The organism is Xanthomonas sp. NCPPB 901, from assembly GCF_056725085.1.
The window spans coordinates 2,524,473-2,549,842 of the sequence record NZ_CM161511.1 but is presented as its reverse complement, the minus strand read 5'-3'; the positions used below and the strand labels follow the sequence as shown (position 1 = coordinate 2,549,842).

General features: G+C 70.2%; 19 protein-coding genes. 8 read left to right on the top strand and 11 right to left on the bottom strand.

Annotated elements, in window-relative coordinates:
• Positions 1-2 precede the first annotated feature (2 nt).
• The gene (locus AC1PME_RS10650) at positions 3-2,105 is read right to left on the bottom strand and encodes a PAS domain-containing sensor histidine kinase (RefSeq protein ID WP_481095871.1); all 2,103 of its coding nucleotides are present in this window, start codon (positions 2,103-2,105) and stop codon (positions 3-5) included.
• A gap of 163 nt (positions 2,106-2,268) precedes the next feature.
• Here AC1PME_RS10650 and AC1PME_RS10645 point away from each other — a divergent pair, with 163 nt between their 5' ends.
• The 3 genes from AC1PME_RS10645 to AC1PME_RS10635 all read left to right on the top strand — a co-directional run bounded on the left by AC1PME_RS10645 (position 2,269) and on the right by AC1PME_RS10635 (position 8,671).
• Positions 2,269-5,058 carry a sensor domain-containing protein gene (locus AC1PME_RS10645; RefSeq protein ID WP_481095870.1) on the top strand — a complete coding sequence of 930 codons (2,790 nt, stop codon included), beginning with the start codon at positions 2,269-2,271 and terminating at the stop codon, positions 5,056-5,058.
• Between the two features lie 519 nt (positions 5,059-5,577).
• Positions 5,578-7,335 carry an ABC transporter permease gene (locus AC1PME_RS10640; protein WP_481095869.1) on the top strand — a complete coding sequence of 586 codons (1,758 nt, stop codon included), beginning with the start codon at positions 5,578-5,580 and terminating at the stop codon, positions 7,333-7,335.
• 16 nt (positions 7,336-7,351) lie between these two features.
• Complete coding sequence (locus tag AC1PME_RS10635; protein WP_048489799.1) at positions 7,352-8,671, top strand: ABC transporter ATP-binding protein; 1,320 nt, start codon at positions 7,352-7,354, stop codon at positions 8,669-8,671.
• Between the two features lie 642 nt (positions 8,672-9,313).
• Here AC1PME_RS10635 and AC1PME_RS10630 read toward each other — a convergent pair.
• From AC1PME_RS10630 to AC1PME_RS10605, 6 genes are all read right to left on the bottom strand, one after another.
• Positions 9,314-9,613 (bottom strand): hypothetical protein, encoded by a 300-nt coding sequence (locus tag AC1PME_RS10630; RefSeq protein WP_254458018.1) that lies wholly within the window; start codon positions 9,611-9,613, stop codon positions 9,314-9,316.
• Positions 9,614-9,743: 130 nt separating this feature from the next.
• Positions 9,744-10,934, bottom strand: coding sequence for a methyl-accepting chemotaxis protein (locus tag AC1PME_RS10625; protein WP_254458017.1), 1,191 nt, complete (start codon positions 10,932-10,934; stop codon positions 9,744-9,746).
• A 162-nt stretch (positions 10,935-11,096) separates the two neighbouring features.
• Positions 11,097-11,711, bottom strand: a complete 615-nt coding sequence (gene hflD / locus AC1PME_RS10620; RefSeq protein ID WP_481095868.1) for a high frequency lysogenization protein HflD — start codon at positions 11,709-11,711, stop codon at positions 11,097-11,099.
• Positions 11,708-12,850 (bottom strand): tRNA 2-thiouridine(34) synthase MnmA, encoded by a 1,143-nt coding sequence (gene mnmA / locus AC1PME_RS10615; RefSeq protein WP_481095867.1) that lies wholly within the window; start codon positions 12,848-12,850, stop codon positions 11,708-11,710. Before mnmA ends, hflD begins: the two co-directional genes overlap by 4 nt.
• Positions 12,847-13,305, bottom strand: a complete 459-nt coding sequence (locus tag AC1PME_RS10610) for an NUDIX hydrolase (RefSeq protein ID WP_481095866.1) — start codon at positions 13,303-13,305, stop codon at positions 12,847-12,849. Before AC1PME_RS10610 ends, mnmA begins: the two co-directional genes overlap by 4 nt.
• Positions 13,305-13,808 carry a hypothetical protein gene (locus AC1PME_RS10605; protein WP_254458013.1) on the bottom strand — a complete coding sequence of 168 codons (504 nt, stop codon included), beginning with the start codon at positions 13,806-13,808 and terminating at the stop codon, positions 13,305-13,307. The genes AC1PME_RS10610 and AC1PME_RS10605 overlap by 1 nt, the downstream gene beginning before the upstream one ends.
• 76 nt (positions 13,809-13,884) lie before the next feature.
• Here AC1PME_RS10605 and clpS point away from each other — a divergent pair, with 76 nt between their 5' ends.
• Positions 13,885-14,205: an ATP-dependent Clp protease adapter ClpS gene (clpS, locus tag AC1PME_RS10600; protein ID WP_254458012.1), complete on the top strand. Its 321-nt coding sequence runs from the start codon at positions 13,885-13,887 to the stop codon at positions 14,203-14,205.
• A gap of 123 nt (positions 14,206-14,328) precedes the next feature.
• Positions 14,329-16,611, top strand: coding sequence for an ATP-dependent Clp protease ATP-binding subunit ClpA (gene clpA / locus AC1PME_RS10595; RefSeq protein ID WP_481095865.1), 2,283 nt, complete (start codon positions 14,329-14,331; stop codon positions 16,609-16,611).
• 136 nt (positions 16,612-16,747) lie between these two features.
• On the opposite strand, the gene infA is transcribed toward clpA, so the two are convergent.
• The 4 genes from infA to trxB all read right to left on the bottom strand — a co-directional run bounded on the left by infA (position 16,748) and on the right by trxB (position 20,026).
• Positions 16,748-16,966, bottom strand: coding sequence for a translation initiation factor IF-1 (infA, locus tag AC1PME_RS10590; RefSeq protein WP_004425677.1), 219 nt, complete (start codon positions 16,964-16,966; stop codon positions 16,748-16,750).
• A 92-nt stretch (positions 16,967-17,058) separates the two neighbouring features.
• Positions 17,059-17,796, bottom strand: a complete 738-nt coding sequence (aat, locus tag AC1PME_RS10585) for a leucyl/phenylalanyl-tRNA--protein transferase (protein WP_481095864.1) — start codon at positions 17,794-17,796, stop codon at positions 17,059-17,061.
• Positions 17,797-17,818: 22 nt separating this feature from the next.
• Positions 17,819-18,943, bottom strand: a complete 1,125-nt coding sequence (locus tag AC1PME_RS10580; protein WP_481095863.1) for a GNAT family N-acetyltransferase — start codon at positions 18,941-18,943, stop codon at positions 17,819-17,821.
• Positions 18,944-19,057: 114 nt separating this feature from the next.
• Positions 19,058-20,026 (bottom strand): thioredoxin-disulfide reductase, encoded by a 969-nt coding sequence (trxB, locus tag AC1PME_RS10575; RefSeq protein ID WP_010341722.1) that lies wholly within the window; start codon positions 20,024-20,026, stop codon positions 19,058-19,060.
• A gap of 288 nt (positions 20,027-20,314) precedes the next feature.
• On the opposite strand from trxB, the gene AC1PME_RS10570 reads away from it, so the two are divergent.
• The 3 genes from AC1PME_RS10570 (at position 20,315) to lolA (ending at position 25,368) form a co-directional block, all read left to right on the top strand.
• Positions 20,315-22,672, top strand: a complete 2,358-nt coding sequence (locus tag AC1PME_RS10570; protein ID WP_017909556.1) for a DNA translocase FtsK — start codon at positions 20,315-20,317, stop codon at positions 22,670-22,672.
• A 47-nt stretch (positions 22,673-22,719) separates the two neighbouring features.
• Positions 22,720-24,666: a DUF3857 domain-containing transglutaminase family protein gene (locus AC1PME_RS10565; RefSeq protein WP_481095862.1), complete on the top strand. Its 1,947-nt coding sequence runs from the start codon at positions 22,720-22,722 to the stop codon at positions 24,664-24,666.
• A 75-nt stretch (positions 24,667-24,741) separates the two neighbouring features.
• On the top strand, positions 24,742-25,368 hold the full coding sequence (lolA, locus tag AC1PME_RS10560) for an outer membrane lipoprotein periplasmic chaperone LolA (RefSeq protein ID WP_481095861.1): 627 nt from the start codon (positions 24,742-24,744) through the stop codon (positions 25,366-25,368).
• The last annotated feature ends 2 nt before the right edge of the window (positions 25,369-25,370 follow it).

Sequence of the window (25,370 nt, the reverse complement as noted above, 5' to 3'; positions counted from 1 at the left end):
GCTCAGGTTCCAGGAGAGGGCGACGGCGATGCCGCGGTGGCGTAGGGCAGGCACAGCGTCACCCGGGTGCCGGCGCCCGGCGCGGTGTCGATCTGCAGGGTACCGCCGGCGCTCTGCGCGCGCTCGCGCATCACGATCAGGCCCAGGCCGCGCGGTCCGGCCGGGTCGAAGCCGTCGCCATCGTCGACCACTTCCAGGCGCAGGCGACGGCGTTCCTCGTCGCCGAGGGTCATCCGCACCTCGCCGGCGCTGGCATGGCGCAGCACGTTGGTCAGGCTCTCCTGGGCGATGCGGAAACAGGCCTGCTCGACCTCGCCGCTGGGGCGCTCGGGCAGGGCGGCGATGTCCAGGTGCAGGCGCACCGGCGAGGCGCGGAACAGCATGCCGGCCTGCCAGCGCAGCGCCGCCTCCAGGCCCAGCGCGTCCAACTGCGGCGGCCGCAGCAGCGTGGACAGGTTGCGCAGCTTGGTGATGCTGCTGTCGGCCAGGCTCACGATCTCGTCCAGGTCCTCGCGGCGGCGCGCGGCGTCGGTTTCGTCCAGCGCCGCGTGCGCGGACAGCTTCATCGCGGTGATCGCCTGGCCGATGTCGTCGTGCAGGTCGCGCGAGATCGCGCGGCGTTCGTCCTCCTGCAGCGAGAACAGGCGCCGCGCCATCGCCTGCAGCTCGCGGTTGCTCTGCGCCAGTGCGTCGCGCATGCGCTCCGGTTCGCTGAGGTCGCGCACGATCAACAGCTTGCAGTCGCGGCCGCTGTAGCGGACGTTGCCGAACGACAGCCCGGCGTGGAACAGCGAGCCGTCGCGGCGGCGCATGCGCGCGGTGGCGCCGCGTTCGCCCTTGGCACCGGCCGCGCCCATCCGCTGCCGCACCTGCGCCAGGTCGGCGCTGTCGACCAGGCCTTGCAGGGGCTCGCCGAGCAGGTTCTCGCCCTCGAAGCCGAATTGCCCGGCGCAGGCGGCATTGGCGTACAGCACGTGTTCCTGGTGCAGGATCGCCACGCCGTCCGGCAGCACCCGCACCAGTTCGCGGAACTGTTCCTCGCGCTCGTGCAGCAGGCGCCGCGAGCGCTCGTGCTCGGTCACGTCCTGCAGGGTGCCGTGCACGCAGGCGCCGCCGTCGTCGTCGCTGGCCGACTCGGCGCGCAGGTGCAGCATGCGCGCCTGGCCGTCGGCGGCCAGTACCGGCAGCAGCATGTCCAGTTGCAGCGGCGCGCTGCCGCACAGGTCCTCGATCACCCGCTGGATGCGCGCCTGCGACGCCACGTCCGGCGGCACCAGCAGTTCCTCCAGGCGGTGCTGGCGCGGTTGGTCCGGCACGCGCCGGCCAAGCATCCGGTAGACCTGCTCAGAATAGCGGCCCAGGCCGCTGGCCCGGTCGAGTTGCCAGGAGCCCAGCCGCGCGATCGCCTGCGCTTCCTGCAGATGCTGCAGGGCCTGGTCGCGGCGGCGCTGCGCGTCGTATTCGGCGCTGCGGTCGCTGACCACCACCAGTCGCGCCTGCCGGCCGTGGTAGTCCAGGCTGGTGCTGCGCGCCTCGGCCATGCACTGGCTGCCGTCGCGCAGGCGCAGCGGCTCGGCCACCACGCAGGTCTTGGACGGGGTCTGCCGGATGGTCTCGATCACTTCGGCCAGGCGGGCGCTGGCGCTGGGCGGCCACAGCCGGGCCAGCTCCAGGCCCACGAATTCGTCGTGCGACCAGCCGAAGAAGGCGACCGCGGCGGGGTTGACGTCGAGGATGCGCAGGCTTTCCAGGTCGTAGACCAGCATTGGGCTGGGATTGGCGTGGAACATCTGCCGGTAGCCGGCTTCCGACAGCGCCAGCCGGGTGTGCGCCTGCACCGCGGCGCGCACCAGCGGGCGCAGCAGGTAATACAGGGCGACCGCGGTCAGGGCCAGGAACAGGGCGTCGTTGACCAACTGCAGGACGATCAATGTGTCGGGATCGTCTACGAAATGCACCAAAATCAGGTCGCTGCCAATCGACAGCGCCAGTCCCAGCAGCACGTACAGCAGCACCACCCGCCAGATGCCGTGGTCCAGGCGTTGCGCCAGGCGCATGCCGGAGGTCGCCTGGATCGGCGGGGCGCTGTCGCGTTGTGGTTGCATGCCCCGGCAGCCTGCTGCGGTGGTCCGTGTCCGGCGGACATCTTAGCCGCTGACGGCCGCCGCGGCCCATCGCCGGGCGGTGCCGGCGCTCAATTAATGCCGCCGGGTGCCGTTATCACCTTCGACCGCTGGCCTTCAGGGCGGCGAAACGGAGCATCTCGGCGTGGATCAAGGCGTCATCGCAAGCTTGCTGCAGCACCCGCTCACCTCGGCGCTCGTCCTGTTGGACGCCGACGGCAGGCCGCTGGCGGCGAACCGGGCAGCGCAGGCACTGGAGCTGCCGCGCACGGTGGAGGCGTACGCCGAGCTGTTGCGTGCGGTCCGCGAGCGCCTGCTCGGCGGCGAGACGATGCTGGCCTGCGCCTTGCCCGGTACCGCCGGGCGGCGCCTGGACGGCTGGTTGCGCGCGGTCCGCGACGACAGCGGCGGCCTGCTGGCCTATACCCTCAGCGTGCCCGAACCGGTCGGCAGCGACGGTGCCACCCGCTGGGAGATCGCCCTGGACAGCGCCGAGCACGGCCTGTGGGACTGGGACATCCCCAGCGACACGATCTTCCGCTCCGAACGCTGGAAGCGGATGCTCGGCTACGCCGGCGATGCCCCGGCCGATGGCCTGAACGCGCTGCTGCCGCTGGTCCACGGCGACGACCAGGAGCGCCTGCGCCAGGCGATCCGCGCGCACTTCGAGGGCCGCACCGAAACCTACATGTGCGAGTTCCGCCTGCGCCGGCAGGACGGGCAGTGGCACTGGATCCTGGACCGCGGCCGCATCGTGGCGCGCACCGCCGACGGCAGCCCGCTGCGCATGATCGGCACGCACACCGACATCCACGAGCAGAAGCTGCTCGAGCAGCGCCTGCGCGACCAGCAGACCCTGCTGCGCGAGGCGCAGCGCATGACCCGCATGGGCAGCTGGTCCTGGGATCCGCTGCGCGACCGGGTGTGGTGCTCGCGCGAGTTCCTGCGCGTCACCGGCCTGGACGACCAGCAGGCGCCCAACAGCCGCGGCTGGCTGCGCCTGCTCAGCCGCGATTCGATGGCGCAGGTGGTCTCGATCTGGCGGCGCATGGTGCGCGAGGCCAAGCCGGCCAATTTCGAGGTCGAGCTGGTGTGCGGCAGCGAGGCGCCGCTGCACCTGCGGGTATGGGCGCAGCCGCAGCTGGAGGCCGACGGCCGTATCCAGCGGGTGCTCGGCCAGGTGCAGAACATCACCGAGCAGCGCCAGACCGACGCGCTGATCCGCTGGCGCACCGAACTGCTCAACCGGGTCTCGGCGCTGGGCAAGATCGGCGGCTGCGAGATCGAGGTCGGCACCCGGCGCATGCAATGGACCGAGGAGTGCTACCGCATCCATGGCCTGCGCAAGGAGGTCATCGACCTGGACCACGCCCTGGCGCTGTACACCCAGGACTCGCGCGACGCGTTCGAGTCGGCGCTGGTGCGCATCGCCCAGGGCGGCCTGCCTGAGCAACTGGACCTGTGCTTCCATCGCCCATCCGGGCAGCGCATCTGGGTGCAGGTGCTGATCGAGCTGGACGAACGCGACGGCCTGCCGCAGCGCTTCGTGGTGCTGTTCCGCGACATCACCCGCGAGCGCGAGGCCAGCGAGCGCATCGAATTGCTGGCCCACTACGATTTGCTGACCGGCCTGCCGAACCGCCAGCTGCTGCGCGAGCAGGCCGAGAAGGCGATGCACGATGCGGTGGGGCGCGGCACCACGCTGGCGATGCTGTTCGTCGACCTGGACGGCTTCAAGAGCATCAACGACTCCTTCGGCCACGCCACCGGCGACGCCTTGCTGAAGCTGGCGGCCACCCGCATGCACCAGCAACTGCGCACCAGCGACCTGTTCGGCCGCTTCAGCGGCGACGAGTTCGTGGTGGTGCTGCGCGACCTGGCCGAGCCCGGCGACGCCGGGCACGTGGCGCGCAAGCTGATCGCGGCGCTGGCCGAGCCGCTGCATAGCGGCGAGAACGTGATCAAGATCGGCGCCAGCATCGGCATCGCGCTGATGGAGGAGGGACGCCAGGACTTCGATGGCCTGCTGCGTGCGGCCGATGCGGCGATGTACGCGGCCAAGGAATCCGGGCGCAACACCTGCCACTACTACAGCCAGGACGTGCTGCTGCGCGCGCAGCGGCGCCTGGAGATCGAACATGCCCTGCACGGCGCACTGGACCGCGAGGAGTTCGCGCTGGTGTACCAGCCGCTGGTGCACGCGGCGGGCGAGCGGGCGCCGGCGGTGGAAGCGCTGCTGCGCTGGCACCGTCCCGGCCACGGCCACTGCAATCCGGCCGAATTCATTCCCATCGCCGAGGAATGCGGCGAGATCGTGCGCCTGGGCGATTGGGTGATCGGCGAGGCCTGCCGCCAGGCCGCGGCCTGGGATGCGGCCGGGCTGAGTTTCGACCGGGTCTCGGTGAACGTGTCGGCGATGCAGTTGCGCGACCGCGGCTTCGCCGAGCGGGTGATCGAGCTGTGCCAGCGCAATGGCTGGTCGCCGAAACGGTTGGAATTGGAGCTGACCGAGTCGGCGCTGATCCGCGACAGCGAGTCGCTGCGCCGCTGCTTCGAACTGTTCGAGCAGGAAGGCGTGCTGCTGGCGGTCGACGATTTCGGCACCGGCTTCTCCAACCTGCATTACCTCAACCGCTTCCCCGTGCAGCGGCTGAAGATCGACCGCAGCTTCGTGCAGGACATGCTGCACGACAGCGGCACCGCCAAGGTCACCCAGGCGATCGTGCAGCTCGGCCACGCGCTGGGCATGCAGGTGGTGGCCGAGGGCGTGGAGACGGCGCAGGAAGAGGCGCTACTGCGCGAGCAGGGCTGCGACGAGATCCAAGGCTATCTGCACTCGCGGCCGTTGCCGCCGCGCGAGCTGGCGGCGTGGTTGCGCGCGCGCCAGCAGGTGGCGCCGGCCACGCATCCGCGGCTGGTGCTGGCTGCGCAGTGAATGCGCCGCCGCTGCTGCGCCGCGCGCACTTGCGGCGGCGCAGCAGCTGGCTATACTGCGCGCGCCCATCGTTTCCCGGCCAGAGGCCACCTTCCTTGGACAGTCATCCTGGACCGACGCTGCAGCGACAGAGCTGACAGGACCGCCACGGTCTGGGTCGTCCCAGATGGGTCCCGTCCGCTCAGGACGGGATCGTTCGCCAGCCCCTTGCGTCGCTGGCCTTGATTCCGAAAAAGCGCAAGCCGATCCGCGAGGACTCCGAGCGTAGCCCCTGGCGTTGCCCGTCGTCGGAGCCGCCCATGCGCCTGCCATCGCCCCTGATCCATCCGCCGCCGCCGCTCGGCCGTGCGCTGCGGCGACGCCATGCCTGCACCGCCGCGCCTGCGGATGCCGGCGCGGCCGGCAGCGGCTGACGCACGGCGTACATCTTCCGCGGTCACACTGGGCGGTCCGCTTCGCGGCCTGCGCCAGCGTCCTTCTTCCCTGCGGCCCCGCCTGCCGCTCCTGCCGGATTTCCCTATGCTGCCATTCGCTCGCGACCGCTCCGCGCCCGAACAGCTCGCCGCCCGCCCCGGCGTGCTGCCCAACCTGCACGATCTGGCGGTGTTCGGGTTGCTGCTGGGGCTGGGCGCGTTGCTGCTGCACGGCGCCGCCGACATGCGCGCGCCGCTGCCGCCGGCGGGCACCGCCGCGGTGTCGCTGGATCTGTGGCAGTTGCCCGAGTACGGCCTGCGCACCACCTTGCGCATGTTCGCGGCGATGGCCGCCTCGTTGCTCTTCACCTTCGTGGTGGCGACCCTGGCCGCCAAGAGCCGGCGCGCCGAACGGGTGATCGTGCCGGCGCTGGACATCCTGCAGTCGGTGCCGGTGCTGGGCTTCCTCACCTTCACCGTGACTTTCTTCCTGGGCCTGTTCCCCGGCCGCCAGATCGGCGCGGAGCTGGCCTCGATCTTCGCCATCTTCACCAGCCAGGCCTGGAACATGGCGTTCTCGTTCTACCAGTCGCTGCGCAACGTGCCGCGCGACCTGGACGAAGTGGCGCGCGGCTTCGGGCTCAGCGCCTGGCAGCGCTTCTGGCGGCTGGAGGCGCCGTATGCCACGCCGTCGCTGATCTGGAACATGATGATGTCCATGTCCGGTGGCTGGTTCTTCGTCGTCGCCTCCGAGGCGATCAGTGTCGGCGACCACACCCTGGAATTGCCCGGCATCGGCTCGTACCTGGCGCTGGCGATCGCCCAGCGCAACTTCGCCGCGGTCGGCTGGGCGGTCGTGGCGATGGCGGTGCTGATCGCGCTGTACGACCAGTTGCTGTTCCGCCCGATCGTGGCCTGGTCGGACAAGTTCCGCGCCGAACTCACCGCCTCGCAGGACAAGCCGCAGTCGTGGCTGTACGACCTGCTGCGGCGCACGCGCCTGGCCAAGCGCCTGGTCGCGCCGCTGGCCTGGGTCTGGCAGCGTGCGATGCTGCTGCGCTGGGCACCGCGGCGCCAGCCGCAGCCTGCGGCCGCGGCGCGCCCGTCCGGCGGCAGCGGGCTGTGGGGCGACCGGCTGTGGAGCGCAGCGCTAGCCTTGGCCGGCGCGGCCGCGGCCTGGTTCGCCTACGACTACGGCCGCCGCCATCTGGGCCTGCACGACCTCGCCGAGGCCTTCGGCGGCGGCCTGGCCACACTGTTGCGGGTCGTGGTGCTGATCGCCCTGGCCAGCCTGGTGTGGGTGCCGATCGGCGTGTGGATCGGGTTGCGCCCGAAGGTGGCGCAGCGGGTGCAGCCGCTGGCGCAGTTCCTGGCCGCGTTCCCGGCCAACGTGCTGTTCCCGTTCGCGGTGCTGGCCATCGTCCGCACCGGCGCCGATCCCAACATCTGGCTGTCGCCGCTGATGATCCTCGGCACCCAGTGGTACATCCTGTTCAACGTGATCGCCGGCGCCAGCGCCTTTCCCACCGATCTGCGCGAGGCGGCGAGCATCTACCACCTGCGTTCGTGGACCTGGTGGCGGCGGGTGATCCTGCCCGGCATCTTCCCGTACTACATCACCGGCGCGCTGACCGCGTCGGGCGGTTCCTGGAACGCCAGCATCGTGGCCGAGCTGGCCAGCTGGGGCCATACCCAGGTGCAGGCCTACGGCCTGGGCGCCTACATCGCCCGCGCCACCGCCGCCGGCGATGGCGCGCGGGTGCTGCTCGGGGTGGCGGTGATGTCGCTGTTCGTGACCCTCTTCAACCGTGCGGTATGGCGACGCCTGTACGTCTTCGCCGAACGCCGCCTGCGTTTCGACTGATTCCAGGAGACCGACCATGAGCTATTCCGCAAGCGTGCCCGAGCGCGCCCCGCTGGTCCGCGTGCAGGGCGTGCGCAAGAGCTACGACAAGGGCGGGGCCACGCCGCTGGTGGTGCTGGAGGACGTCGACCTGACCCTGCACTCGGGGCAGATCGTGGGCCTGCTCGGCCGTTCCGGCTCGGGCAAGTCGACCCTGCTGCGCGCCATCGCCGGGCTGCTGCAGCCCAGCGCCGGCAGCATCGCCTTCCGCGACGCCGCGCCGGGCCAGGTGGCCGACGACATCGCCATGGTGTTCCAGAGCTTCGCCCTGTTCCCGTGGCTGACCGTGCTGCAGAACGTGGAAGTGGGCCTGGAGGCGCGCGGCGTGGCCGCCGACGAACGCCGCCGGCGCGCCCTGGCGGCGATCGACCTGATAGGCCTGGACGGCTACGAGGGCGCCTACCCGAAGGAACTGTCCGGCGGCATGCGCCAGCGCGTGGGCCTGGCGCGGGCGCTAGTGGTGCGGCCGAAGCTGCTGCTGATGGACGAGCCGTTCTCGGCGCTGGACGTGCTCACCGCCGAGACCCTGCGCACCGACCTGCTGGACCTGTGGTCGGAAGGGCGCATGCCGATCGAATCGATCCTGATGGTCACCCACAACATCGAAGAAGCGGTGCTGATGTGCGACCGCATCGTCATCTTCGGCGCCAACCCGGGGCGAGTGATCGGCGAGATCGAGGTGACCCTGCCGCAGCCGCGCAACCGCCTGGCACCGGCGTTCCGTGCCCTGGTCGACGACATCTACGCACGCATGACCGCCAGCCCGCAGCGGCCGCAGACCCGCGAGGGCGTGTTCCCGGGCAGCGGCATCGCCATGGTCCTGCCGCGGGTGTCGAGCAACCTGCTGGCCGGCCTGATCGAGGCCGTGGCGGCCGAGCCCTACCACGGCCGCGCCGACCTGCCGCCGCTGGCGGCAGGCCTGCAGCTGGAAGTGGACGAACTGTTCCCGATCGCCGAGACCCTGCAACTGCTGCGCTTTGCCGTGTTCGAACAGGGCGACCTGCAACTGACCCCGGCCGGGCAGCGCTTCGCCGAGCTGGGCACCGATGCGCGCAAGCAACTGTTCGCCCAGCACCTGGCCACCTATGTGCCGCTGGCCGCGCACATCCGCCGCGTGCTCGACGAGCGCCCGGCGCATCACGCGCCGGCGCGCCGCTTCCGCGACGAGCTGGAAGACCACATGTCCGAGGCCTACGCGGCGGAGACGGTGCAGGCGGTCACCAGCTGGGCGCGCTATGCCGAGTACTTCGCCTACGACAAGCAGGCGGATCTGTTCTCGCTGGAGAATCCGAGCTAGCTTGAGAGACGTTGCGCGCCGAGCGTAGGAGCGCGAGAAATGTTGGGCGTCGAGCGTAGAGGCGGCTTCCGCCGCGACCCGACGCCGACGATGGCATCAGGCGATGGGATATCCCCGCAGCCTGGGCCGCGACGGATGGCACGGCCTAAGGAGCGCACTCGCCACGCGCAAGCCAGGGTGTAGGAGGGACTTCAGTCCCGACGGCAGGAGGCATCAACGCGCCGGATGGCGCCACGCGTCGCGACTGAAGTCGCTCCCACAGGAGGCCATCCCGCGATCCGGCGCTGGACAGGGTGCATGCGGCCGGCCAGGCATGTGTCGCTGGCTCGTCGCGACCGTACGCTGCTGCGCTTGGTGGCCTTTTGCCGCAGCCTGGCGAGACACGCTGTTGGCCGACGTAGGAGCGGCTTCAGCCGCGACGGAGCGTTCCCAGTAAGCCCGTCGCGGCTGAAGCCGATCCTACAGGATGCGTCCCGGAGTTATTAGAGGTGCCCTGAAGCCGCTCCTACAGCCGCGGAGCGCGTATGAGCCGCTCGGCCGCGTGCGCCCAGGCGAAATGGAGCGGGATGACGTTCTGGCGGTGCCCTGAACTCGCTCCCACAGCAAGCTCCACACGCTGCCACCACTGCAACCGCGATCGGCTCAGTCGCCGTCGTAGAGCGGGAAGTGCACCAGCGGCGCCGGCGTGCCGGCGGCGGCGACCGCGCTGCCGTTGAGGCCCATGTCCCAGGCCAGGCCGGCCCACACCGGGTCGGCGATGCGCGCGTCCTGCGGTGACGGCCCACGCGCGATCAGCAACTGCCGCAGCTCGGCCTGGGCCAGCGCCTCCAGCCGTCGCAGGGTGTGGCCAGGCTGTCGCGGCGCGCTCACCGGCCGGACCACGGGGTCCGCCACCGGCTCGGACGAGGGCGCGTGTGCGCTGCTGCGTTCATCGCAGGACATGGCCGCAACTCGGGACAGGGACTGGAGATGCATCGACATCGACGGGGCCGGAGGGGAAGGGCAGAGACGACAAGCCCCGGCAGGGGCCGGGGACTCGTCGGTTCATGGCGCGGAGGACGACAAGGCGCGCTTAGAACAGCTCGACCGTACCGGCACCCATGCTCTGCTGCGCCACCGGCTTGTGCGGCGGACGCTCCCACTCGGTGCGCATGTCGCGCAGGCGGTTGCCGACCCGCTGCAGGGCGTCGATCAGTTCGTGGTCGAACACGCCGCCATTGCGGTGCAGCAGCTCCTGCAGCGCCACGGCCTCGCGGTTGATCGCGGTCAGGCGGTCCAGGTGGGTGTGCACGCCGCCCAGGGCCTGGGTGGCGATGTCCTCGAACTGCAGGGCGCGTACCGCTTCGGCGACGCTGCTGTCGATGGCGCGGCCGCATTCGGAGATCTCGCGCATGCCGTCGCCCAGCGAGTGGTTGATCGCGGCCACGTTGTCCAGCATCGCCGCGGCCTCGGCCCGCGCCTCGCGGGAGCGGTCCATGTCGCGCGAGGCCATGTGCGAGACCGTCTCGCGGACCTTGGCGATGGCGTCCTTGGAGCTGTGCGCCAGCTTGCGGATCTGCTCGTTGAAGGTGGTCGAGCGCTCGGACAGGTTGCGCACCTCGTCGGCCACCACCGCGAAGCCGCGGCCCGCCTCGCCGGCGCGCGCCGCTTCGATCGCCGCGTTCAGCGCCAGCAGGTTGGTCTGGTCGGCGATCGACTTGACGTCCTCCAGCAGGGCGAAGATGCCGTCCAGGTGCTGGGACATGTCGTCGATGTAGTGCACCGTGGTGCTGCTCTGGCCGCTGACCTGCTCCAACGCCTCCACCAACTGCTCCATGCGCTGGCTGGCATGCTGGGCGAAGCGGGCCACGTCCACTCCGGCGCCGCCGTCTTCGCCGGCGCGGTCGACGATGCGGGCCAGGGCCACGCTCTGCTGCCGCGATTTGCGGTTCATCGCCTCGAAGCTGCCGCCCAGGCCGCTGACCGCCTGGCGGATCAGTTCGCGGGCACGTTCGATCTCGGAGCGGGAGCCCTCGATCTCGTTGCCGACGAAGCTGCGCAGTTCGGTCAGCAGATGGTCCTGTTCGCGCATGACCTTGGCCTGCTCCGGCGAGCGCCGGCTCTGGCTGTACGCGGTCCAGCCGGCGAAGCCGAGCCAGCTCAGCGTCATCGTGGTGAGGATGGCCCAACGGACCGGGGCCGGCCAGTCGAAACCGGCGGCGATGGGGAATAGCAACGTCAGGGCGAGCGGGGCGGCCAGACGGATCAGGAGGCGTGAGTACATAGACGTTCTCGGCAGAGTCACGGTTGCTGTATCGGCCGTCCCCCCGGTGTCTTTAGCAGCGCCGTTGCCGGATCGTCGAAACCTACCGGCTTTCGCACGATCGGCGTCGCAAAACGCGCCGCGGACCGCACGCAGCGGGCCCGCTGTGCTGCCGCGGCAGGCTCAGCGCAGCGCCCGGTCCACGGTCTCGCGCATGCGCCGCTTGGCCAGCAGGAAATCCCACAGGCTGCCGCCCATCTGCCGCCACAGCACCGCCGCGCGCACCGCCGCCAGCAGCAGCGCGCGGATCTCGGCCACCACCCCGGCCTGGCCCAGGTAGTGCGGATTGCCTTGCACCATCACCCGCGGGCGCAGGTGGCTGATGGTGTCGGCATAGAGCTGGCCCAGCGCCGCGATCACCTCGGGGTGGGTGCTGTCGCCATGGCGCTCCAGCAGCGGCCCGATCCGGGCGAGGCCGGCGTCGACCTTGGCGTCGGTCGCGGCATCGCCGGCGAAGCGCCGTTCCAGCTGGATCACCGCCAGCGCCAGCCGCGGCAGCACCTCGTCCTGGCCCTGGTTGCGGAAGTAGTTGTGCAACAGGCGCAGGCCCGGCGCCAGGTCGGCGCGGCGGCCGTAGACCGCCTCGGGGCTGGGCGCGTCGAGGCGGAACACGCTGTCGAGCAGGGTGCGCACCAGCGACGCCTCCGACTGGCCGGTCTCGGCGATGCGCCGCACCTGCTGCAGGGCCTGGGCCATGCCCGCCAGCGCCAGCATGCGCGCGTCCATGGAATCGGTCATCGAATGGTGTCCTCGTGTACGGCAGGGGCCTGCTGCGCCAGGCGGCGCTCCAGCGGGGCATCGGTGGTGGCGATCACGGCGCCGCCCAGGCATTCCTCGCCCTGGTACAGCACCAGCGACTGCCCGGGGGTGACGGCGCGCTGCGGGCGCGCGAAGCGTACAGACAGGCGACCGTCGTCGCCGACCTCGACCGTGCACGGCTCGTCGGCCTGACGATAGCGGGTCTGCGCGGTGCAGTCGAAGCGCCGCGCCGGCGGCGCCCCGGCGATCCAGTGCGCGGTCTCGGACTGCAGCCGGCCGGCCATCAGGTAGGGGCTGTCGCGGTCCTGGTCGACGTACAGCACGTTGCGGGCGACGTCCTTGCCGACCACGTACCACGGCGCCGCGGCGCGGCCGCGCACGCCGCCGATGTTCAGGCCCTCGCGCTGGCCCAGGGTGAAGTAGAACACCCCCGGATGCTCGGCCACGACCTGCTCGTGCGGGTCGCGGATCTCGCCGCGCCGCGCCGGCAGGTAACGGCCCAGAAACTCGCGGAAATCGCGTTCGCCGATGAAGCAGATGCCGGTGGAATCCTTCTTGGCGTGGGTCGGCAGGCCGGCCTCGCGGGCGATGCGGCGCACCTGTTCCTTGGGCAGCTCGCCGACCGGGAACAGGGTCGCGGCCAGTTGCGCCTGGCCCAACTGATGCAGGAAGTAGCTCTGGTCCTTGTTGCGGTCCAGCCCGCGCAGCAGCCGCCAGCGGCCGCCGACGCAATCCACCCGCGCGTAGTGGCCGGTGGCGATGCGCTCGGCGCCGAGGTCGCGCGCCGCATCCAGGAAATGCTTGAACTTGACCTCGCGGTTGCACAGCACGTCCGGGTTCGGCGTGCGCCCGGCCGCGTACTCGGCCAGAAAGTGCGCGAACACGCCTTGCCAGTACTCCTGCGAGAAGTCGCGGAAATGGAACGGGATGCCCAGCCGCCCGCACACCGCCACCGCATCGCGGCGGTCTTCGTCGGCACGGCAGTCGCCGCTGCCGTCGTCGGCCCAGTTCTGCATGAACAGCCCGGACACCGCTGCGCCCTGCTGGGCCAGCTGCCAGGCCGCCACCGACGAATCCACGCCGCCGGAGACGCCGACCATGACCGCTGCGCCGTTCATGCCACCTGCCGCAGCAGATCCAGCGGGTAACGGCGCCCGGCCAGGAAATCGGCCACCACCTGCCACACCAGGGGGCTGCGCCAGCGCGGCGCGGCGGCTTCCAGCTCGGCCGGGGTCATCCACAGCGCACGCACGATGCCGGTGTCCAGCGGCCGCTGCGCATCGTGCGCGACCGCATCGGCGGCGAAGGCGAAGCGCAGGTAGTGGCGGCCGTTGTCGGCCTTCCACTGGTAGGCGCCGATGAACGCGGTCGGCCGCACGTGCCAGCCGGTTTCCTCCAGCGTCTCGCGCACCGCGGCCTGGACCAGGCTCTCGTCCGGCTCCAGATGGCCCGCCGGCTGGTTCAGCACCAGCGCTCCGGCGATCGCTTCCTCGACCTGCAGCAGGCGCCCGTCGCGCACCACCACCGTGGCCACGGTCACGTCGGGCTGCCAGGGGGCCGCGGCCGCCGTCATCAGAACAGGTCCTTGCCGCCGTTGAGCTCGGCGTCCATCGCGTCGGCGCCGCGCGCGGCCGCCTCCAGCGCCTCGCGCAGCGCCGTATCGTCGGCATCGGCGGGGAGCTTGACCACGAACACCGCGGTGCCGCCCTGGCGCACCCAGCCGCCGAGGATGTCCGACTGCGCGTCCTCCAGCAGCCGGTTGGCGACGCTGGCGGGCAGGCTGTCGCCCTGCGCCTGGTAGGCCGGCGACCACACCTCGCGGATGCGGTAGCTGCCGAAGGTCTCCACCGGCGAGCGCACGTAGGCGAGCTGCTTGCGCTCGCGGCCGTGGTCGCGCAGGCCGAACAGCACCTGGTAGTCGCCGTCCTCGTCGGCCTGCACGTCGTAGCCCAGCGCCTGCAGGCGCTTGCCCAACGCCGCATCCGGCGGCGCGGCGGCCGCCGGCAGGGCGGCGGCGAGCAGCGCGGCGAGCAGCGGAAGCTTGGGGAACATCGTCGAATGCATGCGGAGCGCCATCGAAAGGAGGGGAATTGTGCGGGCAGGGCCGGCGATCGTCCAATCCGGGCCGGCAGCCCCCGTATATAATGGGCGGATGCCCCGCAAGAATTCCCCCGAACACGACCATGGCGTCGTGGTGGAGACCGGCAAGCCGGAGATCGCCCGCCCGCCCATGTATCAGGTGCTGCTGCTGAACGACGACTACACCCCGATGGACTTCGTGGTGACCGTGCTGCAGCAGTTCTTCGCACTGGACCTGGAGCGCGCCACCCAGGTGATGCTGCACGTGCATACCCGCGGCCGCGGGGTGTGCGGGGTGTATACCCGCGAGGTGGCTGAATCCAAGGTGGCTCAGGTGAACGAATTCTCGCGGATGAACCAGCATCCCCTGTTGTGCACGATGGAAAAAGCCTGATAGTGGGAGGCGTCGGTCACCGGTTTGCCCGGACTAACGCGGTGTGAACACACTGATCCGATAGGGTTGTGGAAATTCGCAACTCAAGCCACATATTGTTGGCAACAGACGTCGGAGTACACCATGTTCAGCAAAGATCTCGAGCAGACCATCGGCCAGTGCTACAAGCGCGCCCGGGAAGCCCGTCATGAGTTCATGACGGTGGAGCACCTGCTGTTGGCACTGCTCGACAATCCCTCCGCCCAGGCCGTGCTCAAGGCCTGCGGCGCCGACGTCGACCGCCTGCGCAGCGACCTGGAACAGGCCATCGACGCCTCGGTCGCACGCCTGGCCGACGATGACGGCCGCGACACCCAGCCGACCCTGGGCTTCCAGCGCGTGCTGCAGCGGGCGGTCTACCACGTTCAGTCCTCGGGCAAGAAGGAGGTCAGCGGCGCCAACGTGCTGGTGGCGATCTTCGGCGAGAAGGACTCGCATGCGGTGTACTTCCTGAACCAGCAGGACATCACCCGCCTGGACATCGTCAACTACCTGTCCCACGGCATCGCCAAGATGGGCGAGGACGGCGAGCACCCCGCGCCGGCCGATGGCGAGCCCAAGGGCGAGGCGGGCGAGGGCGAGGCCAAGGGCGACGCCCTGGCCGAGTACGCCACCAACCTGAACGAGCAGGCCCGCAACGGCCGTATCGACCCGCTGGTGGGCCGCGGCGACGAGATCGAGCGCACCATCCAGGTGCTGTGCCGCCGGCGCAAGAACAACCCGCTGTACGTGGGCGAGGCCGGCGTCGGCAAGACCGCCATCGCCGAGGGCCTGGCCAAGCGCATCGTCGAGGGCAGCGTCCCCGAGGTGCTGGCCGACGCGGTGATCTTCTCGCTCGACCTGGGCGCGCTGGTCGCCGGCACCAAGTACCGCGGCGACTTCGAGAAGCGCCTGAAGGGCGTGCTGACCTCGCTGAAGAAGGTGCCCAACGCGGTGCTGTTCATCGACGAGATCCACACCATCATCGGCGCCGGTTCCGCCTCCGGCGGCACCATGGACGCGTCCAACCTGATCAAGCCGGCGCTGTCCTCGGGCGAGCTGCGCTGCATCGGCTCGACCACGTTCCAGGAATACCGCGGCATCTTCGAGAAGGACCGTGCGCTGGCGCGGCGCTTCCAGAAGATCGACATCGTCGAGCCGACCGTGGGCGAAACCTTCGAGATCCTGCAGGGCCTCAAGCCCAAGTACGAGGCGCACCACGGCGTGACCTACGCCGACGACGCGCTGCAGGCGGCGGTGGACCTGTCGGTCAAGCACATCGGCGACCGGCTGCTGCCGGACAAGGCGATCGACGTGATCGACGAGGCCGGCGCGCGCCAGCGGCTGCTGCCGGAAGGCCAGCGCAAGGAACTGATCGACATCGAGGAGATCGAGACCATCGTCGCCAAGATGGCGCGGATCCCGGCCAAGCAGGTCAGCGCCACCGACAAGGACGTGCTGCAGCACCTGGAGCGCAACCTGAAGATGGTGATCTTCGGCCAGGATCCGGCGATCGAGACGCTGTCCTCGTCGATCAAGCTGGCGCGCTCGGGCCTGGGCAATCCGGAGAAGCCGATCGGCAACTTCCTGTTCGCCGGCCCCACCGGCGTGGGCAAGACCGAGGTCACCAAGCAGTTGGCGCTGCAGTTGGGCATCGAGCTGGTGCGCTTCGACATGTCCGAGTACATGGAGCCGCATTCGATCAGCCGCCTGATCGGTGCGCCCCCGGGCTACGTCGGCTTCGACCAGGGCGGCCTGCTGACCGAGAAGATCGTCAAGACCCCGCACTGCGTGCTGCTGCTGGACGAGGTGGAGAAGGCGCATCCGGACATCTTCAACATCCTGTTGCAGGTCATGGACCGCGGCGTGCTCACCGACACCAACGGGCGCGAGGCCAACTTCAAGAACGTGATCCTGGTGATGACCACCAACGCCGGCGCCACCCAGGCCTCGCGGCGCTCGATCGGCTTCACCCAGCAGGACCATTCCACCGATGCGATGGAGATCATCCGCCGCAGCTTCACCCCGGAGTTCCGCAACCGCCTGGACGCGGTGGTGCAGTTCCAGCCGCTGGCCTTCAGCCACATCCTGCGCGTGGTCGACAAGTTCGTGATCGAGCTGGAGATGTTGCTGCAGGAGAAGCACGTGTCGCTGTCGGCGACCCCGACCGCGCGCGACTGGCTGGCCCAGCACGGCTTCGACCCGCTGATGGGCGCGCGGCCGATGGCGCGGGTGATCCAGGACAAGGTCAAGCGCCCGCTGGCCGACGAGCTGCTGTTCGGCAAGCTGGTCAACGGCGGCCGCGTCACCATCGACGTGCGCGACGGCGAGCTGGTGGTCGACACCCAGGCCGAGCCCGAGCGCCTGCTGCCGGCGACGGTGGACTGAGGCCGGGCTAGGGCGACAGGCACGCCGAAAGGCGGCTGCAGAGGCTGCAGCCGCCTGGCGAGGTCACCGTGGTTCCACCGATGCAGACGCGAAAAGGCGGCCATTGGCCGCCTTCTTCATGTCCGCCCGTGGCGGATTACTTCATGCGGTAGGTGATGCGACCCTTGGTCAGGTCGTACGGGGTCATTTCGACCTTCACCCGGTCGCCGGTCAGGATGCGGATGTAGTTCTTGCGCATGCGGCCGGAGATGTGAGCGATGATTTCGTGCCCGTTTTCGAGCTTGACCCGGAACGTGGTATTGGGCAACGTCTCGCTGACGGTGCCTTCGAATTCGATGGAGTCGTCTTTCGACATGTAATCCTGTGCGATTCGGAACGGCCAAAGGCCTGAAGAGCGAGGATTTTACTCGCCTGGGCCGCGCCATGCAAAGTTTGCGTTAATCCCGCTCAGCCCTGGGCCAGTTCCAGGGCCGCCAGCGTCCCGAATCGCGACGTCCACGGCCCGGTCTCGGCCGGAGCCGCCACCAACGGGGCGATGGCGCCCAGGAACCGCGCGCGCGGCCAGCGTTCGGCGCCCAGGCTGAGCAGGTGGTCGTTCTCCACCTGCGCGTCGATCAACGGCCAGCCCCAGCCATGCAGGCGCCGCGCCAGCGCTGCCAGCGCCACCTTGGAGCCGCCGCTGCGGGCGCTGAACATGCTCTCGCCGAAGAACATGCGCCCGCGCGCCACGCCATAGATGCCGCCGACCAGGTCGCTGCCGTCGAAGACCTCCACCGAATGCGCGTGGCCGGCCTGGTGCAGGGCCAGGTAGGCGTCGCGCATCGGCGCGGTGATCCAGGTGCCGTCCTGGCCGCGGCGTGGGAGTTGCGCGCAGGCATCGATGACCTGCGCAAAGGCGGTGTCGGCGCGTACCGTCCATGGCGAGCGCCGCAGGCTGCGGCGGAAGCGCGAGGACAGGCGCACGCCGTCGCTGCGGAACACGGTGCGCGGGTCCGGGCTCCACCACAGGATCGGCTCGCCGTCGGAGTACCAGGGGAAGATGCCCTGCGCATAGGCCGCGAGCAGGCGGGTCGGCGTCAGGTCGCCGCCGACCGCGAGCAGGCCGTCCGGCTCGCGCAGGGCGCTGGACGGCGGCGGGAACGGGGCGGCGGGATCGGCCGCGAGCAGGACAGGGAGACGACGCATCGCCGCAAGCCTAGCCGATGCCTCAGGCGTCGTGGCGGAACGGCGAGTGGCGCTGCAGCGCCGCCGCATGCTGGCGGACCTCGGCGCGCTCCTGCGCGCACCACTCGGCCAGCGGCACGCGGAAGCCGGGGTCGGCGATCCAATGGCGGCTGCGCACCAGCCGCGGCAGGAAGCCGCGGGCGATCTTGTGCTGGCCCTGCGCGCCCGGCTCGAAGCGGGTCAGGCCCTCGCGCAGGCAGTACTCGATGCCCTGGTAGTAGCAGGTCTCGAAGTGCAGGCCGGGCAGGGGCTCGCCGCCCCAGTAGCGGCCGTACAGGGTGTCGCCACCGCGCAGGCAGAACGCACCGGCTACCGGGGTGTCTTCGTGCATCGCCAGGAAGATCAGCAGGTTGCACGGCATCGTTCGCGCAAGATGCGAGAAGAAGTCCAGGGTCAGCGCCGGCGAATTGCCGTAGTCGTCGAAGGTGCGCAGATAGAACCCGTACATCGCCTGCAGGTCGGCGGCGCTGGCCTCGTCGCCGTGCAGCACGCGGAAGCCGATGCCGGCGCGCTGCACCTTGGCGCGTTCCTGGCGGATGTTCTTGCGGTGCTTGTGGTCCATCGCGCCCAGGTAGTCGTCGAACCCGCTCCAGCCGGCGGCGTTGTGCCACTGGTACTGCACGTCGTTGCGCTCCAGCCAGTCGGCGCCGAAGGCGGCGTCCTCCTCGGCACGATGGAAATTGACGTGGGCCGAGGACAGGCCGCTGCTCTGGGTCAGCGCCTGCATCGCCGCCAGCAGCTCCTGCCGCGCCGCCGGGTCGCGCGCCAGCAGCCGCGGCCCGGTCACCGGCGAGTAGGGCACCGCGCACAGCCACTTGGGAAAGTAGTCCTGGCCGTAGCGCGCGTAGGCATGCGCCCAGGCATGGTCGAACACGAATTCGCCGTGCGAGTTGCTTTTCAGGTACCCGGGCGCGGCCGCGACCAGGGTCTCGCCGTCCCAGACGGTGAGATGCAAGGGACTCCAGCCCCAGTCCGGGCGCAGGCAGCCGTGCTGCTCGAGGCCGGCCAGGAAGGCGTGGGCGACGAAAGGGTTGCGGCCGTCGTGCAGGGCGTCCCAGTCGCCCGCGGCGACCGCGTCGAGCCGGCGCAGCCAGCGGATCCGGCTCATCGCCGGGACGGCGCGCCGCCGCGGCTGGCGTAGCGGTCGGCCATGCCGCCCACCACCCGTGCAGACGCGCGATCGCGGCCGGCCAGACGCCGGCAGCTCAGCGGAGGCGCGAACTCAGGCACCCTTGTCCAGATAGCGCTCGGCGTCCAGCGCGGCCATGCAGCCGAAGCCGGCCGAGGTGATCGCCTGGCGGTAATGCTGGTCGGCGACGTCGCCGGCGGCGAACACGCCCGGCACCGAGGTCTCGGTGGCGGCGCCGCCCAGGCCGGAGCGGATCTCCAGGTAGCCGTTGTGCATCGCCAGTTGGCCATCGAACAGCTGGGTGTTGGGGTGATGGCCGATGGCGACGAAGAAGCCGTGCGCTTCCAGGTCGCGGGTGCTGCCGTCCTGCACCGACTTGACCCGCACGCCGGTGACGCCGGCCTCGTTGCCCAGCACCTCGTCCACCTGGTGGTGCCAGACGGTCTCGATCTTGCCGGCGGCGACCTTGGCGAACAGCTTGTCCTGCATGATCTTTTCCGCGCGCAGGGTGTCGCGGCGGTGCACCAGGTAGACCTTGCGGGCGATGTTGGACAGGTACAGCGCCTCTTCCACGGCGGTGTTGCCGCCGCCGACCACGACCACGTCCTGGTCCTTGTAGAAGAAGCCGTCGCAGGTGGCGCAGGCGGACACGCCACGGCCCTTGAACGCCTCTTCCGAGGGGATGCCCAGGTACTTGGCGGTGGCGCCGGTGGCGATGATCAACGCATCGCAGGTGTAGTCGCCGCTGTCGCCGCTGAGCCGGAACGGGCGCTGCGACAGGTCGGCGGTGTGGATGTGGTCGAAGATCACCTCGGTCTCGAAGCGCTCGGCATGCGCCTGCATGCGCGCCATCAGGTCCGGGCCCATCAGGCCGTGGGGGTCGCCCGGCCAGTTGTCGACCTCGGTGGTGGTCATCAGCTGGCCGCCCTGCTGCAGGCCGGTGATCACCACGGGCTTGAGGTTGGCGCGCGCGGCGTAGACCGCGGCGGTCCAGCCGGCCGGGCCGGAACCCAGGATCAGCAGGCGGGAATGCTTGGCGGAATTGGCGGCAGAGGGGCTCATGTATACTCGCGAACAGGGTGAAATGGCGGCCGAAGCGCGGCATTGCGCGAGTTCCGGACGAAGGCGCATAGAGTGGCGGCCGGCCTGGAACGAATCAAGCCGCGTGGCGGAAACGCTGCGGCCCGTCGCCACCGCCGCCGCCCTCACGCGCCATTGCGTGTCTGCACCGGGCGCCGCCGGACGGCCGCTCGGGCGTGACCGGACGATTCAGCTACCGACTGCTGAAATGCAAGGGCGAGTCGTTTATTATCAATCACTAACGATGCATTTCTAAGGTCTGGTCATAGCGTGGCGAAGCAGGTTCCGGAACGCGGCAAATCCCAGGGCGCCAACGCGGCGGCACGCAAGCAGGGCGCCGCGCCCAACCCGCGCCGGCAGAAGCTGTGGCGCGACCTGGCGCTGATCGCGATCGCGCCGCTGCTGCTGTACCTGCTGGCCAGCCTGGCCACGTACTCGGCGACCGATCCGGGCTGGTCGCATACCGGCAGCGTGGTCGCGCCGGTGCACAACATGGGCGGCAAGTTCGGCGCCTGGATCGCCGACGTGCTGCTGCAACTGTTCGGCTACGTGGCCTTCCTGCTGCCGGTGGTGATCGGCGCGATCTCCTGGATCGCGCTGTTCGGCATGGACCAGGACGGCGATGGCGAGGCCGACCTCGGCCCGGCGCTGCGCCTGGTCGGCATCGTCGGTTTCCTGATCGCCGCCACCGGGCTGTTGCACCTGCGCCTGTTCGCCGGCGACGTGGCCGGGGCCGGCGGCATCCTCGGCAAGCTGGTCGGCAACTCGCTCGGCGCCGGGTTCGGCGCGCTCGGCGCCAACCTGTTCGTGCTGGTGCTGCTGCTGGTGTCGGTGACCCTGGCCACCGGGCTGTCCTGGTTCGCGGTGATGGAGCGCATCGGCAAGGCGGTGATGACCCTGCCGGCGCTGGCCCGGCGCGGCACCCAGCAGGCCAACGAATGGCAGCAGACCCGCGCCATGCGCGAGGAACGCGAGGAAGTGCGCAAGGTCGACGCGGTGCAGCGCGCCAAGCGCGAGCCGGTCAAGATCGAGCCACCGCCGGCGCCGGTGGTGGAGAAGAGCGAGCGCGCCAAGCGCGAGCAGCAGATCCCGCTGTTCCACGGCACCGGCAGCGACCCGTCCGGGGTGCCGCCGCTGGCCCTGCTGGACGACCCCAAGCCGCAGGCCAAGGGCTATTCCGAGGAGACCCTGGAAACCCTGTCGCGGCAGATCGAGTTCAAGCTCAAGGACTTCCGCATCGAGGCGCAGGTGGTCGGGGCCTATCCGGGCCCGGTCATCACCCGCTTCGAGATCGAGCCGGCGCCGGGCATCAAGGTCAGCCAGATCAGCTCGCTGGACAAGGACATCGCCCGCGGCCTGTCGGTGAAGTCGGTGCGCGTGGTCGACGTGATCCCGGGCAAGTCGGTGATCGGCCTGGAGATCCCCAACGTCAGCCGCGAGATGATCTATCTCAGCGAGCTGCTGCGCTCCAAGGAATACGACAAGTCGGCCAGCCCGCTGACCCTGGCCCTGGGCAAGGACATCGCCGGGCGCCCGACCGTGGCCGACCTGGCGCGCATGCCGCACCTGCTGGTCGCCGGCACCACCGGCTCGGGCAAGTCGGTGGCGGTCAACGCGATGGTGCTGAGCCTGCTGTACAAGGCCTCGGCCAAGGACCTGCGGATGCTGATGATCGACCCGAAGATGCTCGAACTGAGCGTCTACCAGGGCATCCCGCACCTGCTGGCGCCGGTGGTCACCGACATGAAGGAGGCCGCCAACGGCCTGCGCTGGTGCGTGGCGGAGATGGAGCGCCGCTACAAGCTGATGAGCGCGGTGGGCGTGCGCAACCTGGCCGGCTTCAACAAGAAGGTCAAGGACGCGCAGGACGCCGGGCAGCCGCTGATGGACCCGCTGTTCAAGCCCAACCCGGACCTGGCCGAGGCGCCGCGGCCGCTGGACACGCTGCCGTTCATCGTCATCTTCATCGACGAATTCGCCGACATGATGATGATCGTCGGCAAGAAGGTCGAGGAACTGATCGCGCGGCTGGCGCAGAAGGCCCGTGCCGCCGGCATCCACCTGATCCTGGCCACCCAGCGGCCCTCGGTGGACGTGATCACCGGCCTGATCAAGGCCAACATCCCGACCCGCATCGCCTTCCAGGTCAGCTCCAAGATCGACTCGCGCACCATCCTCGACCAGTCCGGCGCCGAGACCCTGCTGGGCCATGGCGACATGCTGTACCTGCCGCCGGGCACGGCGATGCCGGACCGCGTGCACGGCGCCTTCGTCAGCGACGAGGAAGTGCACCGGGTGGTCGAGCACCTCAAGGCCAGCGGCCCGGCCGACTACATCGAGGGCGTGCTCGACGAGGTGCAGACCATGGGCGACGGCACCGTGATCGGCGCCACCGGCCTGCCCGAAGCCGGCGGCGGGGGCGGCGACGAATCCGACCCGCTGTACGACGAGGCCCTGCGCATCGTCACCGAGACCCGCCGCGCCTCGATCTCCGGCGTGCAGCGGCGGCTGAAGATCGGCTACAACCGCGCCGCGCGGCTGATCGAGGCGATGGAAGCCGCCGGTGTGGTCAGCCCGCCCGAACACAACGGCGACCGCAGCGTGCTGGCGCCGCCGCCGCCGAAGTGAGGCGCACCGCGCCGTCCGCCGGCGGTGGCCGGCGCCAGCCTGGACCGATGCCGCCGCGCCCCGCACGCTGGCTGCTGGGATCGGCGCTGCTGGCACTGGCCAGCCTCGCCACGGCGCCACCGGCGCCGGCCGCAGGCCATGACGCCGCGCCACCGGCCACCGCCGCCCCGGTGGTCAGCAACAACTACAGCTACGTGCGCTACCGCGCCGACTACGAGGTGCGCGAGGACGCCACCAGCGTGGAGACCGACGAATACGAGCTGCTGCTCAAGACCAAGGCCGGCGTCGACCAGTTCAGCCAGGTGCGGCTGGGCTACAGCGAGAAGCTGGAGACGCTGGAGGTGCTGGCCGCCTACACGCTGACCCCGGACGGCCTGCGCCACGACGTGCCGGCCGACAAGATCTACACCCAGGAAAGCTACTCCAGCGCCGCGGCGGCGATGTACGCCGACCGCAAGGTCAAGGTGGTGGTGTTTCCCAACCTGATGCCTGGCGCGCGCCTGGTGTACCGGGTGCGCCGCACCCAGAACGTGCCGTACTTCCCGGGCTACTTCAGCCTGTGGGAGACCTTCAGCGTGTTCTCCCAGTACGACGACGCCACGGTGACGCTGCTGGCGCCGCGACGCCTGCAGATGCATCTGTACACGCGCGGCGTGCAGGGCAGCGACACGCCGACGTTCGACGGCGACCGGGCGCGCTGGGAATGGCGCTACAGCCGCCGCGAGCCGATGAAGAGCCAGAACTGGTCGGCGGCCACCTGGGAGTTCAGCCCGACCATCATGGCCAGCAGCTTCCGCCGCTGGGCGCAGATGGCCCAGGCCTACCAGCGCAGCAGCGCCGCCGCCGCGCAGGTCACGCCCAAGGTGCGCGCCCGCGCCGAGCAGATCACCGCCGGCATCAGCGACCGCCGCGCGCAGGCCGCGGCGCTGTACGCATGGGTGGCGCGCAACATCCGCTACGTGGCGGTGTACCTGGGCAACGGCGGGCTGCAGCCGAACAGCGCCGACAGCATCCTCGATACCCACTACGGCGACTGCAAGGACCACACGGTGGTGCTGGAAGCGCTGCTGGCGGCCAAGGGCATCGCCAGCACGCCGGTGCTGATCGGCGCGCAGGGCGGGCCGACCCTGCCCGAGGTGCCGGTGCTGGGGCGCTTCAACCATGCCATCACCTATCTGCCCGAGTTCAAGCTGTACGTGGACTCGACCAGCCCGTACGCGCGCTTCGGCCAGTTGCCGGCCGGCGACCTGGGCGCGCCGGTGCTGCACACCGCCGACGGCACCCTGGCGCGCACGCCGCCGGACGACGCCAAGCGCAACCGCTATCTGGCCGAGACCGACTACCGCTTCGCCGCCGACGGCAGCCTGAGCGGCATCACCCGCCTGGACAGCGGCGACGTCGGCGAAGTCGGCCTGCGCACCATGTTCGTGCAGCTCAACGCGCAGAACCGCACCCGCATCGAGGAATCGATCCTCGCCGCCTCCGGCTTCGACGGAAGTGGCGAGCTGCTGCTGCAGGGCGCGCCGCAGGACCTGAGCCGGCCGTTCGGCTACGCCTACCGCTTCCGCGCCCACGACTACGTGGACTTCGGCGTGGTCGGCGGCATGAGCCTGCCGCTGATGCCCGGCGCCGACTCGGTGCGCGGGGTCTACAGCACCGCCTCGGCCGAGCGCAACCTGACCCCGTTCTACTGCAACGACAACGCGCGCCGCGAGACCTACCGGCTGACCTTCCCGGACAGCGTGCCGATCATCGCGATCCCGGCCGACACCCATTTCCGCAACGCCGCCGGCGAGTACGCCGCCACCTGGGTGCGCGACGGACAGACCGTGACCGCCACGCACACGCTGCACCGGCGCGCCATCCACGGCCCGGCGGCGCTGTGCCAGCCGCAGGACTACGCCGCCTTCCGCGAGCTGTACCAGCAGGTGCGGCGCGGCTTCCGCGGGCAGATCCTGTACGGCGACCTGACCCGGATGCAGACCGGACCATGAGCCGCCACGCCCTCTGATCGCCTATTCAGGCGCGCCGCGGCACACTGCCCACACTCCATCCGGAAATCCATCCGCATGCTTCGCACACTCCGCTACACCGTCCTCGCCACCGCGCTGCTGGCCGGCTCCGCCTTCGCCGGCGCCCGCGAGGACCTCACCGCCTTCACCCGCGGGCTGAAGGGCCTGGACGGCCAGTTCGCGCAGAAGGTCTACGACGGCAAGGGCACGCTGAAGGAAAGCTCCAGCGGCCGCGTCGCGCTGTCGGCGCCGCGCCTGTTCCGCTGGGAGTACCGCAAGCCCTACACGCAACTGATCGTCGCCGACGGCAGCAAGGTCTGGGTGTACGACCCGGACCTGAAGCAGGCCACGGTGCGCACGCAGGGCAGCGAGGAACAGAACAGCCCGCTGACCGCGCTGATCGACCCGGGCAAGCTCGACCGCCAGTACGATGTCAGCGAGGAGGCGGTGGCCCGCGACGGGCTGCAGTGGCTGACCATGACCCCGAAGGTGGACACCGAGGCCAGCTTCCAGATGGCCAAGCTCGGCTTCGACCGCAATGGCCTGGCGCGCATGGAAGTGGTCGACCCGGTCGGCCAGCGCACCGAGATCAGCTTCAGCGACTGGAAGCGCAATCCGGCCTTCGCCGCCGGCACCTTCCGCTACGTCCCGGACAAGGACGTGGACGTGGTCGGCGACCGCTGAGA